Below are 15,288 nucleotides of genomic sequence, written 5' to 3'. Positions count from 1 at the left end.
TCACGACCCCCTTCCCTGCGCGGTCCGCCAGGGAGACGGTGTTGCGAAAGCCACTTTCCCAACGTTGAAGGTTGCGAAAGTGGCTTTCGCAACACCTGCCCTAAGTCCGGCCGCCGAGGAACGGCATGAGAAAACAGCCACCTTTCCCGTCATGTGGCTCGCCTGCCGACGAGGCGTTGCAGGACGATGAAGGCGAACAGCAGCGCGCCGGTGATGATCGAGGTCCACCAGGAGTTCAGCGTGCCGTCGAAGGTGATCAGGGTCTGGATGATGCCCAGCACCATGATCCCCAGCACCGTCCCGAGGACGTAGCCGGAACCGCCGGTGAGCAGCGTGCCCCCGATGACGACGGCCGCGATCGCGGTCAGTTCCAGCCCGACGCCGTTGAGCGGATCGCCGGAGGACTTGTACAGCACCAGGAGCAGGCCGCCGAGCGCCGAGCAGAACCCGCTCAGCGTGTAGACCGAGATCCGCGTGCGGCCGACGTTCAGGCCCATCAGCAGCGCCGACTTCGGGTTTCCGCCGATCGCGTAGACCGTCCGGCCGAACCGCGTTCCGTAAAGGACATACGCGGCGACGGCGACCACGACCAGCGCGACCACCACGCCGATCGAGATGTGCAGTTCCCCGCCGAGCGGGATCTGCGTCTGCGCGAGGCTCGCGACCGTCGGGTCGTCGATCGAGTACGCCTGGGTGCTGATCGTGTAGCAGAGCCCCCTGGCGAAGAACATCCCGATCAGGGTGGCGATGAACGGCTGGATCTCGAAGACCTGGATCAGCACGCCCATCCCGAAGCCCAGCGCCGCACCGATCGCCAGTACCGCGGGGATCACCGCGAAAACCGGCCAGCCCTGGTTCTGCAGCAGGTCCGCGGAGACCACAGTGGACAGCGCCACGACCGAACCCACCGACAGGTCGATCCCGCCGGTGAGGATCACGAACGTCATCCCGACGGCGACGACCAGCAGGAAGGCGTTGTTGATGAACAGGTCGAGCACGACCTGTCCGGAACCGAACGCCGTGTAGCTCGACGCGCCGTAGATGTACGCGGCGATGAGCATCGCCATCGTCGCGAGGATCGGCAGGTGCCGCTGCCGCGGCCGATAACCCTTGATGCGGTCGAGTGTCGTCATACCCCGGCCTCCACCTTCTCCGGCACGACGGCGGCAGGCGGCGGGGCCGTTTTCCGTCGCCTGGCGAGCTTCTTGCGGAACACCGGCGACTGCAGCAGGCAGACCGCCAGCACGACCACGGCCTTGAACAGCATGATCGCCTGCGGCGCGATGCCGAGCGCGTACACGGTGGTCGTCAACGTCTGGATGAGCAGCGCGCCGATCACCGACCCGGTGAGCGAGAACCGGCCACCGGTCAGCAGCGTCCCGCCGATGACGACGGCGAGGATCGCGTCGAGTTCGATGAACTGCCCGGCGTTGTTGCCGTCGGCGCTGTGCACGTTGGCGCTGATCATCAGTCCGGCGATGCCGGCGCAGAGCGCGCAGAAGACGTAGGTGAGCCAGATCAGCCGGGACGACCTGAGCCCGGCGAGCCTGCCCGCCTCCGGGTTGCCGCCCACCGATTCGACCAGCAGGCCCAGTGCCGACCGGCGGACCAGCACCGCGGCGATGGCGAACACGGCCAGCGCGATGAGGATCGCACTGGGCAGGCCGAAGGTGAACCCGCTGCCGATCCACTCGTAGGGATGCGCATTGACGGTGATGATCTGGCCACCGGTGATCAGCTGGGCGATACCCCGGCCCGCGACCATCAGGATCAGCGTCGCGATGATCGGCTGGATGCCCAGGACCGCGACGAGCCAGCCGTTCCACACGCCGAGCGCGAGGGCCAGTCCCAGCGCCATCCCGACCGCGGCGAGCGTCCCGCCGAGGCTGTTCTGGTCACCGAGTCCGCTGATGTGCAGACAGGCCAGCGCGCCGCTGATCGCGACCACCGCGCCGACGGAGAGGTCGATCCCCCGCGTCGCCACCACCAGGGTCATGCCGATCGCGATGAGGATCAGCGGGGCGCCGTTCTTCAGGATGTCGATCAGGTTCCCGTAGAGATGCCCGTCGCGGAACTCGATCGCGAAGAACGCCGGATGTACGATGAGGTCGCCGAGCAGCAGCGCCAGCAACGCGACGACGGGCCAGAACAACCGATGCTTGGTCATCGTGCGACTCCTTCGGCCATCGTCGCCATGACGCGGTCCGCGGTCAGCGATTCGTTGTCCAGTACGGCGACCACCGCGCGGTCGCGCAGCACGACGACCCGGTGGCTCAACCGCAGCACCTCCTCGAGTTCGGCGGAGATGAACACGACGGCCATCCCCTCACGCGAGAGCCGGGCGACCAGCCGCTGGATCTCGGTCTTGGCGCCGATGTCGATGCCGCGCGTCGGCTCGTCGAGGATCAGCAGCCGCGGTTCGGTGATGAGCCACCTCGCCAGCAGCACCTTCTGCTGGTTGCCGCCGCTCAGGTCGCCGACCTTCGCTTCCGCGTTGGCGGGGCGGATGTCGAGCATCTCGATGTAGCGCTCGGCGATCTCGTCCTGCCGCCGCCGCGGGATCGGCCGCGCCCAGCCCCGCGAGGCCTGCAACGCGAGCACGATGTTCTCGCGCACGGTGAGTTCCTCGACGAGGCCTTCGGTCTTGCGGTTCTCCGAACAGAACGCGATGCGGTGGTCGAGCCCGGTCCGCGGCGTCTTCAGCGACACCGGCTCGCCGTCGATCCGCACGGAACCGCTGTCCGCGTGATCGGCGCCGAACAGCAGCCGCGCCAGTTCGGTGCGGCCCGAACCGAGCAGCCCGGCGAGGCCGACGACCTCGCCCGACCGGATGTCGAGCGAGAACGGCGCGACACCGCCCTTGCGTCCGACGTCGCCCGCTTCGAGGAACACCGGCGCTCCGGCGAGGTCGGACCGGCTGTGGGCCGCGTCCTCGATGTCTTCGAGCGCTTCGAGTTCCTTGCCGATCATCCTGGTGACCAGGTCGACCGGGGTGATCTCCTCGGTGCGGTACTCGCCGATCAGCTTTCCGTTGCGCAGCACCGTCATCCGGTCCGCGACGGCGAAGACCTGCTCGATGAAATGGGAGACGAACAGGATCGCCATCCCCTGATCCCGCAGCGACCGCACCACGTTCAGCAGCTGCTCGACCTCGCCGGCGTCCAAACTGGACGTCGGTTCGTCGAGCACGAGGACCCGCGCGTCGACGTCGAGCGCCCTGGCGATCGCGACCAGTTGCTGCACCGCGATCGAGCAGCTGCCCAGCTCGGCCGAAACGTCCACCTCGACGTCCAGCCTGGCCAGCAGCGCGGCCGCCCGGCGGCGCGTCTCGCGCCAGTCGATGCGGCCGCGCCGTCGCGGCTCCTTGCCGAGGCAGATGTTCTCCGCCACCGACAGGTTCGGGCAGAGGTTCACTTCCTGGTAGACGGTGCTCACGCCGGAGCGCTGCGCCTCTCCCGGGCCGCTGAACGCGACCGGGGAGCCGTCGAGTTCGATCGTGCCCGCGTCCACCCCGTAAACGCCGGTGAGCACCTTGATCAGGGTGGACTTGCCGGCACCGTTCTCCCCCATCAGGGCGTGCACTTCGCCGGGGAACATCCGGAAGGAGACGTCGTCGAGGGCGACCACGCCGGGGAATTCCTTCCGGATATGGCTCATCCGCAGCATCGCGAGGGGTTCTGTCATCGGCTCAGTACTGGCGTTGCGGCAGCGCGGCCTTGGCCGCGGCCTGGTCGAATTCGGTCTCGGTGGTCTCGATGCGCGGCGGCACCTGCTCGCCGGCGGCGACCTTCTTCACCAGATCCATCAGCTGCGGGCCGAGCAGCGGGTTGCATTCGACGACGTGGTTGATCTTGCCGTCGGCCAGTGCCTGCAGGGCGTCGCGAACACCGTCGACCGAGACGATCTTGATGTCCTTGCCGGGCACCTTCCCGGCCGCCTCGATCGCTTCGATGGCACCGAGGGCCATGTCGTCGTTGTGCGCGTACAGCACGTCGATCTTGGGCTGCGACTTCAAGAAGGCCTCCATGACCTCCTTGCCCTTGGCCCGGGTGAACTCACCGGTCTGCGACGCGACGACCTTGAACTTCGGGTTCGACGCGATGACGTCGGCGAAACCCTTCTTGCGGTCGTTCGCCGGCGCGGAACCGGTGGTGCCCTGCAGTTCCACGATGCTGACGTCGCCCGCCGCCGAGCCGAACTCCTTGGCCAGCCACTCGCCCGCCTTCTTGCCCTCGGCGACGAAGTCCGAGCCGAGGAAGGTCTTGTACAGCGACTTGTCCTGGGAGTCGACGGCCCGGTCGGTCAGGATCACCGGGATGTTCGCCGTCTTCGCCTCCTTGAGCACGGTGTCCCAGCCGGATTCCACGACCGGCGAGAAGGCGATCACCTTGACCTTCTGCTGGATGTAGGACCGGATCGCCGCGATCTGGTTCTCCTGCTTCTGCTGCGCGTCGGAGAACTTCAGCTCGATCCCGGCCGCCTTCGCGGAATCCTGGATCGACTTCGTGTTCGCCGTGCGCCAGCCGCTTTCCGCGCCCACTTGGGCGAAGCCGAGGGTGAGGGCGCCGCCGCCACCAGTCCCGCCGCCACCGCCGCACGCGGAGAGCAGGAGCAGCCCGGCCACTCCGGCCACGATCGCCGTCCACGGTTTTCTTGCCACATCGACTCCTAGATCCGCACTGATCAGTTGAGTTAGCGTTAACACTTGTGCCTTGAGCCCTGGAAACGGCTCCGGGTACTACGAAAGACCGGTGCTCTCCCGCACGATCAGTTCGGGGACCACCAGGTCGCGGTCTCGGTCCTCACCACCGTTCATCCGGCGGCGGAGCAGGTCGAACGTGCGCCTGCCGACTTCGACGAAGTCCTGGCGCACCGTCGTCAGCGGCGGCGTGTAGTACGCCGCCTCGGGAACGTCGTCGAAGCCGACGATCCGCATCTCCCCCGGCACGTTCACCCCCGCTTCGGTGCAGGCGCGGAGAAAGCCGAGGGCCATCTGGTCGTTCGCCACGAACACCGCGTCCAGTCCCCGTTCGCCGACGAGGGATCGCCCCGCCGCGTACCCGGAACGCGCGCTCCAGTCACCGCGGATGACGGGCGGGATCCGTGCGCCGTGCCGCTGCAGGGTCTCGCGCCAGCCACGCTCGCGGTCGAGCGCCTCCAGCCAGTCTTCGGGGCCTGCCACGTGCCAGACGGTCTCGTGGCCGAGACCGAGGAGGTGCTCGGTGGCGCGCCGCGCGCCGTCGTACTGGTCGACCGTGATCACCGGGACCGGCGCCTTGTCCCCGCCGCCGACCGCGACGAGCGGCACGTCGCTGGGCGCCGCCTCCAGCGCGCGTGCGGCGGTGACGTGCGGTGCGATCACGACGATGCCCTCGACGGCCTGGCGGCGCAGGCGCTCCACCGCGTCCGTGATCGACGAGCGGCCCGGACGGCTGATGCTGGTTATGGTCGTCGCGTAGCCGGCTTCGCGAGCGGCGTGCTCGATGCCGCTCAAAGTGCTGGCCGGACCGTAGAGGTTGGCCTCCAGCGCGACCACGCCGAGCGTGCCCGAGCGGCCGGTGACCAGCGCGCGGGCGACCGAGTTCGGCCGGTAGTCCAGCTGCTCGATGGCGGCGTTGACACGGACGCGCGTCTCGGCGCGAACCGGCCCGGTGCCGTTGATGACCCGCGAGACCGTCATATGCGAAACGCCCGCGAGCGCGGCCACGTCGGTGAGACTGGCCTGCTTGCTCTCGGTGGTTTCGCGCGCCATCGCCTGTCTCCCAATCCCGGTACCGTGTGACGAGTGCCGCAAGTGTTAGCGATAACACGAGCCGGGTCAAGCGCTCCCCGAGTCACAGTCGGGTCACGGAGCCCGGGGTCAGCTGGAGGCGCGATGTGTGAGCGAGACCGGCAAGATCCGCTGGCGGGGCTTGAGATCCCGGTCGTCCATCACCGCGAGCAGGGTTTCGACCATCGCGTGGACCTGTTCCCGAGGGTCCTGGTGGACCGACGTCAGCGGCGGGTCCATCTCCGGCGCGAGCGTCGCGTTGTCGTCGAAGCTGACGACGGCGACGTCCGACGGGATCCGCCGTCCGGCGGAATGCAGCGTCCGGAGCGCGCCGAGGGCCATCATGTCGCTGGCCACGAAGACGGCGTCGAGGTCGGGGCGCCGGGCGAGCAGGTTCGCCATCGCCTTCGCGCCGCCGGTCAGGGTGAAGTCGCCTTCCTCCATCAGGTCCGCCGGGTCGAGCCCGGCGTCGAGGAGGGTCTTGCGCCAGCCGGAGAGCCGGTCGATCGCCGCGCTCTGGTCCTGCGGGCCGGCGATCGTGGCGATCCGGCGATGGCCCGCCTCGACCAGATGCGCGACCGCGAGCTTCGCGCCGCCCTCGTTGTCGAAGTCGACGACGTGGACACCGCGTTTCAGCCCGGCCGCCTGCCCGCCGTACACCACCGGGATCCTCAACTGCCGCAACGCCTTGGGCAGCGGATCGGTCCGGTGCGGCGCGAAGACCAGTACGCCGTCGACGTGCCCGCCGTCCAGGAACCGGACCGTGCGGTCGAGATCCTCGCGGGTGTCACTGAAGATCAAGACCATCTGGCAGCCGACGTCGGCGAGTTCGCGATAGCCCGCGCGCATGACCGCGGTGCGGTACGGGTCGTCGAGCAGCCGTGCCTCCGGCTCCGACAGCACGACCGCGACCGCGCCGGTCCGCTTGGTCACGAGCGATCTGGCCGCCTGGTTCGGGGAATAGCCGAGTTCGCGCGCCGCGGCTTGGACCTTCTCGCGGGAGCGCGCGCTGACGTAACCGTCGTCGTTCAGCGCACGGGACGCCGTCGACCGGCTGACCCCGGCGGACGCGGCCACGTCTTCCAGTGTCGGCCTGCCGTCTTCCCCTGGTCGAGGCCCCACCCGCGCCACCTTCACTCTTCAGCTCCATCCGGACACCGACAGCTTAGTGCTCGGCGCGCGACGACACTGAGAGCGCTCCCCTGATGGAAACACTCTCATTACAAGCCCTTGACACGGCCATACCTTGGCGACAGACTCTGCGCATCCTGGGAGCGCTCCCATTTTCTCCTCACCCCCATCAGTAAGGGATAACGACGTGAGAAGCATCCGGAACGGCCTGGTGCTGGCACTGGGTATCACGATGACGACGTTCGGCCTGGCGGCGTGCGGCGGTGACGACGGCGGGACCCCCGCCGCGTCGGGCCCGAGCGCGAAGGTCGAGCTGTCGCTGGCGACGTTCACCGAGTTCGGCTACGAGGAGCTCATTCCCGAGTACGAGCGACTGCACCCGAACATCAAGATCACCCACCGCAAGACCGGTCAGGGCGGGCCGTACCACCAGGACCTGATCACGAAACTGGCCGCGGGGTCCGGCCTCGCCGACGTCACCGCCGTCGAGGAAGGGCACCTGTCGAACGTCCTCGACAAGGGCTCGAAGTTCAACGACCTGAGCAAGATCGGCCCGGCGGAGGCCTCCCCCGACCGCTGGCTCGCCTGGAAGTACGACGCGGCGAAGACCAAGGACGGCAAGGTCATCGGCTACGGGACGGACATCGGCCCGCTGGCGATGTGCTACCGCAAGGACATGCTCGAAGCGGCGGGCATGCCGTCCGACCCCGAAGCGGTCAAGCCGTTGTTCGCGACCTGGGACAGCTACTTCGCCGCCGGCGACCAGTACGTCGCCAAGACCGGCGGGAAGGCGTGGTTCGACTCGGCCGCGCAGAACTTCAACTCCATGGTCAACCAGCTCCCCACCGGGTACATCGGCAACGACGACAAGCCGACGCTGGAATCGAACCAGGGCATCAAGGACGCCTGGACCAAGGTCACCGGCGCCGTCGCGAAAGGACAGTCGGCCAAGCTGACCGCGTTCAGCAACGAGTGGAACTCCGGGTTCAAGCAGGGCGCCTTCGCGACGAAGGTGTGCCCCGCGTGGATGCTCGGCGTGATCGAGGAGCACTCCGGCCCCGAGAACGCGGGCAAATGGGCGGTCACCGCGGCCTTCCCCGGTGGCGGCGGCAACTGGGGCGGCTCGTACCTGACCGTGCCCACGCAGTCGAAGCACCCGAAGGAGGCGGCCGAACTCGCCGCCTGGCTGACCGCGCCCGAACAGCAGATCAAGGCGTTCAAGGCGAAGGGCACCTTCCCCAGCCAGGTCAAGGCGCTGGAGGACCAGGCGCTGCTGAGCGAGACCGACGCCTACTTCGGCGGCGCCAAGATCGGCCAGCTGTTCGCCGAGCAGGCGAAGAAGGTCGCGAAGCCGCAGTACAAGGGCCCTGGTGACGGTCAGATCCAGGAGAACGCGTCGAGTCCGGCGCTGCAGGCCGTCGAACAGGGCAAGTCGGCGGACGAGGGCTGGACGCAACTGCTCGACGCCGCGAAGAAGATCACGCGCTGACCGATGACCGTCGTCGACAAGATCGCGCCGGACGAGGAGAAGGCCGGGGTGCGCACGTCGCCCCGGCCCACCCTCCGCCATCGGCTGAGCCGGTGGGACGTCAAGGTCTCGCCGTACCTCTACATCGCCCCGTTCTTCGTCGTGTTCGGGATCGTCGGGTTGTTCCCGCTGCTCTACACGGCGTACGTGTCCCTGTTCAGTTGGGAGGCGGGTGACGACAACCCCGTTTTCATCGGGCTGGACAACTTCAAGGAGTTGTTCGCCGACACGCAGTTCTGGAACGCGCTCGAGAACACCGTCAGCATCTTCCTGCTCTCCAGCGTTCCGCAGCTGATCATCGCGGTGCTCCTGGCGGCACTGCTCAGCGCCAGGCTCCGCGGGGCGACCGGCTGGCGCGTCGGCGTCCTGCTCCCCTACGCCGCCAGCCTGGTCGCGCTCGGGATCATCTTCGCGAACCTGTTCGGGCCGAAGTACGGGCTGGTCAACGGACTGCTGCAGACGATCGGGCTGGATCCGGTCGACTGGCAGGCGGGCCGGTTCAGCAGCCACGCCGCGATCGCGATCATGGTGAACTGGCGCTGGACCGGGTACAACGCGCTGATCGTGCTGGCGGCGATGCAGGCCATCCCGAAGGAACTGCACGAGGCCGCGTTGATCGACGGAGCGGGCGCCGCACGCCGGTTCTTCAGCATCACGCTCCCCTTGCTGAAGCCGACGCTGATCTTCGTCACGATCACCTCGACGATCGGCGGCCTCCAGATCTTCACCGAGCCCAAGCTGTTCGACGCCATGCCGGGCTCGAACAACGGCGGTTCTTCCAACCAGTTCCAGACCGTGACGCTGTACCTGTACCAAACGGCCTTCGAGAACTACGAACTCGGTTATGCCTCGGCGATCGCGTGGGTGCTGTTCGTGATCATCGTGCTGATCGCGCTGGTGAACTTCTTCCTCACCGGCAGGCTCACGGCGGTGAAGAAGAAATGACAGTGATCCACAGTGGACTCAAACGCGGCGTTTCGGCGCTGGGAAAGCCGCGCAGGGCGACCTACGTCGTGCTCGCGATCTTCGTGCTGGGCTCGCTCTTCCCGTTCTACTGGTCGTTCCTGGTCGCGAGCCGGGACAGCGGGATGCTCACCGAACGGGTCCCGCCCTTCCTGCCCGGCGGGAACTTCTTCGCCAACGCGGCGAGGGTGTTCGACACCGTGCCGTTCTGGAAGGCGCTCGCGAACAGCCTGATCGTGTCGGGCACGGTCACCCTCACCACGGTGCTGTTCTCGTCGCTGGCCGGGTTCGCCTTCGCCAAACTGCGGTTCCGCGGGCGGAACGGGCTGTTCGTGTTCATCGTCATCACCCTCGCCGTACCGACCCAGCTCGGCATCATCCCGCTGTTCATGGCGATGTCCGAGTTCGGCTGGGCGGGCGGATTGCAGTCGGTGATCGTGCCCAACCTGGTGACCGCGTTCGGCGTCTTCTGGATGCGGCAGTACACAGTGGACGCCGTACCGTACGAACTGATCGAGGCGGCGCGCGTCGACGGCTGCAGCATGATCCGGATCTTCTGGAACGTCTGCCTGCCCGCGGTCCGGCCGGCGGCGGCGATCCTGGCGATGTTCACGTTCATGACGTCGTGGAACGATTTCCTCTGGCCGCTCGTGGTGCTGGACGCCGGCAACCCCACCGTCCAGCTGGCGCTGGAGAAGCTGCAGAGCGGCTACTACGTCGACTATTCGCTGGTGCTGGCCGGGACCACCCTGGCGACCATCCCGATCCTCATCGTCTTCCTCCTCCTCGGCCGCCAGATCGTGGCCGGGATCATGCAAGGTGCCGTGAAAGGGTGACCATGTCCGCTCATCCCGACAGTGTCCGGGCGAAGACCGCGCTCCTGTTCCCGCCCGGATTCGTGTGGGGCGCCGCCACCGCGGCCTTCCAGGTCGAAGGGGCGACGGCCGCCGACGGCCGGACCGACTCGATCTGGGACGTCTTCGCCCGCCGACCCGGCGCCGTCGTCGGTGGCGACACCGGGGAACCGGGCGCCGATCACTACCGGCGCTATGCCGAAGACGTCGATCTGATGCGACGGCTCGGCCTCGGCGCGTACCGGTTTTCGCTGTCGTGGCCGCGGATCCGGCCCGACGGCGGCGCGCCGAACCCGCGCGGCCTCGCGTTCTACGACCGGCTCGTCGACAAGCTTCTCGAGGCCGGAGTCGAACCCTGGGCGACGCTTTACCACTGGGATCTCCCCCAAACGCTGGAAGACGAGGGCGGCTGGGCGGCACGCGAGACCGCCTTCCGGTTCGCCGAATACGCCGAAACGGTCGTGGCGCGCCTGGGCGACCGGGTGCCGCGTTGGTCCACCCTGAACGAGCCGTGGTGCGCCGCGATGCTCGGCTACGCGCGCGGGATCCACGCGCCGGGCAGGCAGGAACCCCGCGCCGCCGTCGCGGCCGCGCACCACCTGCTGCTGGGCCACGGACTGGCGATGGACGTGCTGCGTCGGCATGGGCCCGCCGCGTCGTCGGGGATCACGCTGAACCTGTACCCGGTGTCGGCGGTCGATCCCTCGTCCACTGTGGACTCCGAGGCGGCGCGCCGGATCGACGGCCTGCAGAACAGGCTGTTCCTGGACCCGGTGCTGCGTGGCTCCTACCCCGAGGACCTGCTCGCCGACCTGGCACCGCTCGGCATCGGAGAACTGGTGCGGGACGGCGACCTCGCGACCATCGCCGCTCCGATCGACTGGCTGGGCATCAACTACTACCGCGGCTACCAGGTCGCGGGCACGCCGCTGCCCGGCAGCGAACCGGCGGGCGCCGACTGGCTCGGCTCCCCCGACGTCCATTTCGTGCCCGACGAAGCGGCGCCCCGCACCGACTCCGGCTGGGAGGTCCAGCCCTCGCGGCTCACCGAGTGCCTCCTCCAGGTCCATCGCGACTATCGGCCGATCCCGTTGTACATCACCGAGAACGGCGCGTCCTATCCGGACGCGGTGATCGGCGGGGACATCGCGGACACCGACCGGATCGCCTTCCTCGACTCGCATCTGCGCGCCGCGTACGAGGCGATCGAGGCGGGCGTCGACCTGCGCGGTTACTTCTATTGGTCGCTGCTCGACAACTTCGAGTGGGCCGAGGGGTACGGCAAACGGTTCGGGCTCGTCCATGTCGACTACGCGACGCAGCAGCGGACGCCGAAACAGAGCGCGCTCTGGTATGCCAGGGCGATCAGTCTCAACGGGCTGAGCTGACGGCAAGGGTCGTTCAGGACCTCTTCGTCCTGAACGACCCTTGCCTGACATCTACCGGCGGACGACCGCGGCCCGCTCGGCGATGTCCCGCTGGTCAGGGCCATGAGCCTCGGCGGTCCGGAAACCGTTGACGCAGCCGGGCACGTCCGCCGGGTAAACACAGTTGTCGGGCCGGTTGCCGCTCACCACGGCCCCGTTCACCAGCATGACGCGCGCGCCCAGCGTGTGGATGCCGCCGCCGGATGCCGGCTGCGGGTACGAGCCGGCTCCGGGCTCGCCCGCGGCGTTGTCGCTGACCTTCACCTCGTCGAGTGTGAGGTTGTCGTCGAACACGCCGAGCCCGCCGCCTCGACCTCCGTAACCGGAGTACCCGGCGTATCCGCCCGGCCCCGCGACACCGGCGTCGCCCCCTCGGCCCGACTGGTTGCCCGTGACGGTGGCACCGACGATGGCGGGATTCAGCAGAACGCCCCCGCTGGACGACACGAACGCGCCGCCTGCGACGCCACCGCTGCCGCCGTCCCCGGCGCCGCCCGTACCGCCCTTGCCACCGGTCCCGGCGCTGTTGTCGGTGATACCGCCGCCGGTGATTCGCAGGACGGTGCCACCGAGGGCTTCGACGCCTCCACCGTAGCCGGCGGACCCGCCTCGGCCCCCCGGCTTGGCCGCCACACCGTTTCCGCCCGGGCCGCCGGAACCACTGGCGTTACCGGTGATCGCGGTACGAGTGATCGTCAGTGCGATGCGCGAGGAAGAGTACGAGGAGATGCCACCGCCGAAACCGCCGCTGCCCCCGCTCCCGGCATAGGTGGTGGCGGTCGCGTCCGCGCCAGGACCACCCGAACCGGCGGTGTTGCCGCTGATGACGCTGTCGGTGATGGTCAGCGGGCCCCAGTTCTGGATACCGCCGCCGGACCCGCCCGGGTTCGCGTCTCCAGAGGAGTTGGTCCCGGCACCGTCGGGAGCGTGCCCGCCCGCGATCGTGAGTTCGTTGAGCGTAAGGTCGCCCCGATTGTTGATGATCCGGAACCGGGGCGCGTCCTTGGCGCGTTCGACGGTGGCGTGATTACCGTTGACGGTGAGCTTTCCCTCGATGGAGGGCAGCCCGGCTTTCCAGTAGGCATCGGCGACCGCGGTGAGCGTGTAGACGCACTTCGCCGCCAGGGAGAGCGTGTCCGGCGCGGGGGTGGCGTTGGCCTCGGCGATGGCCTGGATCAATGCGGCGGAGTCGCAGGGAACGGCGGTTTCGGCGGCGTGCGCCGGCGGAGCGACCAGGGCGAACGCCCCCAGCGCGGTTACCGTGGTCGCGATTCGTCTTCGGGTTCCGGCATTCGACATCATCGGAAAACCTTTCAGCTCAAGGAATCGAGCGATGGCCATCGAGAACATTAGAAGTCCGCGCCATAGCCACTCAATGAATATGATTCCGGCCACACGATCACCGATCACCGGGAATCGTGGCGAACAAACGAATGAACACCGGAATTCGCGCCTTGCCGACGCCGCGCCGAGGGATTGCGGTGGCCATGGTCCGGCAGGTCTTGTTATCGTAGGTGCGGACCTGATCGACGAGCAGTGGAGACCAGACGTGGCAGGTGAAGACGACATCTCCGGGTGAGCCGGAGTAGGCAGGCCACCGGCGTCGACGCCGACGTGGCCTCTTTGTCGTCCCCTCAAGCCACGTCCACCGCGGTGCCGCCTCAAGGCGCCCGCTGTCTTTCACGAGGTCATTTCCATGTCAGACGCCTTCGTCGTCGTGTCCGCCCTCTCCTTCTCCTGGCCGGATGACACCCCGGTCTTCGACGACCTGTCCTTCACCGTGCCCGGTGGCCGCACCGGCTTGGTCGCGCCGAACGGTGCGGGCAAGAGCACGCTCCTCAAACTCATCGCCGGAGAGCTGCGACCGGTGTCCGGATCGGTCTCCACCCAGGGAGTCCTCGGCTACCTGCCGCAGTCGCTGCCCCTCACCGCCGACCTGAACGTGGCCGAAGTGCTGGGCATCGCCCCGCAGCTCGCGGCACTGAGCGCGATCGAGTCCGGTGACGCGAGCGAAGAGCACTTCACCACCATCGGGAACGACTGGGACATCGAAGAGCGCACCCGCGCTCAGCTCGACCGGCTCGGCCTCGACGGCATTTCGCTGGACCGGAGCCTGCGCACGCTGAGCGGCGGGCAGATCATCTCCCTCGGTCTGGCCGCGCAACTGCTGAAGCGGCCCGACATCCTGCTGCTGGACGAACCGACCAACAACCTCGACCTCGACGCCCGCCGCAAGCTCTACGGGGTCCTCGAAGACTGGTCCGGCTGCCTGTTGCTGGTGAGCCACGACCGGGAACTGCTCGACCGGATGGACCGGATCGCCGAACTCGACCGCGGCGATCTCCGCTACCACGGCGGGAACTTCACCCAGTACGAAGCTGCCGTCAAGGCAGAACAAGAGGTCGCCGAACGCAACGTCCGCAGCGCCGAACAAGAGGTCAAACGCGAGAAGCGGGAGATGCAGCAGGCCCGCGAGCGGGCGGCCCGCCGCGCGGGCAACGCCGCCAGGAACCTCGGCAACGCCGGCCTGCCGAAGATCTTCGCCGGCACCATGAAACGCAACGCCCAGGAGTCCGCGGGCAAGGCGAACGAGACGCACGCCGCCCGGGTCAGCGACGCGAAGAACCGCCTCGACGAGGCCGAACGCTCCCTCCGCGACGACCAGAAGATCGCCCTGATCCTGCCGGGCACCAACGTCCCCGCCGGGCGCACGATGTTCCACGGCGAGCACATCCAGGTCCGCTACGGCGACCGGAACGTCTTCGCGGGCGACGGCGTCGACCTGACGATCCGCGGCCCCGAACGGATCGCGCTGACCGGCGGAAACGGCACCGGTAAGTCGACCCTCCTGCGAGTGCTCAACGGAGACCTCACGCCTGACAGTGGTGTGGTGAAGCGAGCCGAGGGCCGGATCGCGTACCTCTCCCAACGGCTGGATCTCCTGGACCTCGACCGGACCATCGCCGAGAACTTCGCCGCGTTCGCCCCGAGCCTCCCCGAGTCGCAACGGATGACCCTGCTCGCCCGCTTCCTGTTCCGAGGCGCGCGAAGCCAGCTTCCCGTCGGCGTGCTCTCCGGCGGCGAACGCCTGCGAGCCACCCTGGCCTGCGTCCTGTTCGCCGAACCCGCGCCGCAGCTCCTGCTGCTCGACGAGCCGACCAACAACCTCGACCTGGTCAGCGTCGGGCAATTGGAGAGCGCGTTGGGGGCATATCAAGGGGCTTTCGTGGTCGTGAGCCACGACGAGCGGTTCCTTCGGGAGATCAAGGTGAATCGGCGAGTGCGATTGACCGATGGGGCGATCGTGGAGTCCTGACCTCTCTGGGCCGGGTCGTGAGTGGTGATTCGCGTTCCAACACTCACGACCCGGCGCTTCGATCACTCGAACGCAAGGAGCGCGGTCACCAAATCACTCTTGAGTGGTAAATATGCCGCTTCATTGTTGCTTAAAATTACGAACATTTGTTCTATTGGTTCGTGTATTCTTGGGTGGTTTCAACTGGTGAGTGCACCGCCTCTAGTCTAGCAACACTTTGCTGAACGCTTCGATCGGCTTAAGCCAGCCCAGCGTCTGCCGCGGCCGGTCGTTGAGTTCGTCTGCGATGGCATCGAGTT

General features: G+C 67.8%; 13 protein-coding genes. 6 read left to right on the top strand and 7 right to left on the bottom strand.

Annotated features, from left to right (window positions below; all coding sequences use genetic code 11):
* Positions 1-149 precede the first annotated feature (149 nt).
* From yjfF to DMH01_RS42115, 6 genes are all read right to left on the bottom strand, one after another.
* Positions 150-1,133 carry a galactofuranose ABC transporter, permease protein YjfF gene (yjfF, locus tag DMH01_RS42140; protein WP_125685065.1) on the bottom strand — a complete coding sequence of 328 codons (984 nt, stop codon included), beginning with the start codon at positions 1,131-1,133 and terminating at the stop codon, positions 150-152.
* Positions 1,130-2,167, bottom strand: coding sequence for an ABC transporter permease (locus DMH01_RS42135; RefSeq protein ID WP_125685064.1), 1,038 nt, complete (start codon positions 2,165-2,167; stop codon positions 1,130-1,132). Before DMH01_RS42135 ends, yjfF begins: the two co-directional genes overlap by 4 nt.
* On the bottom strand, positions 2,164-3,666 hold the full coding sequence (locus tag DMH01_RS42130) for a sugar ABC transporter ATP-binding protein (RefSeq protein WP_199745841.1): 1,503 nt from the start codon (positions 3,664-3,666) through the stop codon (positions 2,164-2,166). The genes DMH01_RS42135 and DMH01_RS42130 overlap by 4 nt, the downstream gene beginning before the upstream one ends.
* Positions 3,667-3,688: 22 nt before the next feature.
* Positions 3,689-4,660: an ABC transporter substrate-binding protein gene (locus DMH01_RS42125; RefSeq protein WP_199745837.1), complete on the bottom strand. Its 972-nt coding sequence runs from the start codon at positions 4,658-4,660 to the stop codon at positions 3,689-3,691.
* A 78-nt stretch (positions 4,661-4,738) separates the two neighbouring features.
* Positions 4,739-5,752 carry a LacI family DNA-binding transcriptional regulator gene (locus DMH01_RS42120; protein ID WP_125685062.1) on the bottom strand — a complete coding sequence of 338 codons (1,014 nt, stop codon included), beginning with the start codon at positions 5,750-5,752 and terminating at the stop codon, positions 4,739-4,741.
* Positions 5,753-5,860: 108 nt separating this feature from the next.
* A complete protein-coding gene (locus DMH01_RS42115) occupies positions 5,861-6,907 on the bottom strand; it encodes a LacI family DNA-binding transcriptional regulator (protein ID WP_199745836.1) in 1,047 nt (348 codons plus the stop codon).
* A gap of 181 nt (positions 6,908-7,088) precedes the next feature.
* On the opposite strand from DMH01_RS42115, the gene DMH01_RS42110 reads away from it, so the two are divergent.
* From DMH01_RS42110 to DMH01_RS42095, 4 genes are read left to right on the top strand one after another with little or no spacing between them, the layout of a single operon-like run.
* Positions 7,089-8,390, top strand: a complete 1,302-nt coding sequence (locus DMH01_RS42110; protein ID WP_125685061.1) for an extracellular solute-binding protein — start codon at positions 7,089-7,091, stop codon at positions 8,388-8,390.
* 3 nt (positions 8,391-8,393) lie between these two features.
* Entirely contained in the window at positions 8,394-9,374 is a 981-nt protein-coding gene (locus DMH01_RS42105; RefSeq protein WP_125685060.1) for a carbohydrate ABC transporter permease, read from the top strand.
* Entirely contained in the window at positions 9,371-10,228 is an 858-nt protein-coding gene (locus tag DMH01_RS42100; RefSeq protein WP_125685059.1) for a carbohydrate ABC transporter permease, read from the top strand. The genes DMH01_RS42105 and DMH01_RS42100 overlap by 4 nt, the downstream gene beginning before the upstream one ends.
* 2 nt (positions 10,229-10,230) lie before the next feature.
* Positions 10,231-11,634, top strand: coding sequence for a GH1 family beta-glucosidase (locus DMH01_RS42095; RefSeq protein WP_125685058.1), 1,404 nt, complete (start codon positions 10,231-10,233; stop codon positions 11,632-11,634).
* A gap of 51 nt (positions 11,635-11,685) precedes the next feature.
* Here DMH01_RS42095 and DMH01_RS42090 read toward each other — a convergent pair whose 3' ends face one another.
* Complete coding sequence (locus tag DMH01_RS42090) at positions 11,686-12,975, bottom strand: hypothetical protein (protein ID WP_233621882.1); 1,290 nt, start codon at positions 12,973-12,975, stop codon at positions 11,686-11,688.
* 31 nt (positions 12,976-13,006) lie between these two features.
* Between DMH01_RS42090 and DMH01_RS42085 the strand changes: the two genes are divergently transcribed.
* Together DMH01_RS42085 and abc-f are read left to right on the top strand one after the other, a co-directional pair.
* A complete protein-coding gene (locus tag DMH01_RS42085; RefSeq protein WP_125685057.1) occupies positions 13,007-13,252 on the top strand; it encodes a hypothetical protein in 246 nt (81 codons plus the stop codon).
* A gap of 117 nt (positions 13,253-13,369) precedes the next feature.
* Positions 13,370-14,989: a ribosomal protection-like ABC-F family protein gene (gene abc-f / locus DMH01_RS42080; RefSeq protein ID WP_125685056.1), complete on the top strand. Its 1,620-nt coding sequence runs from the start codon at positions 13,370-13,372 to the stop codon at positions 14,987-14,989.
* Positions 14,990-15,288 lie beyond the last annotated feature (299 nt).

This window comes from Amycolatopsis sp. WAC 04182 (genome assembly GCF_003947465.1).
Taxonomy (GTDB): domain Bacteria; phylum Actinomycetota; class Actinomycetes; order Mycobacteriales; family Pseudonocardiaceae; genus Amycolatopsis.
This window is presented reverse-complemented; position numbering and strand designations above follow the sequence as displayed.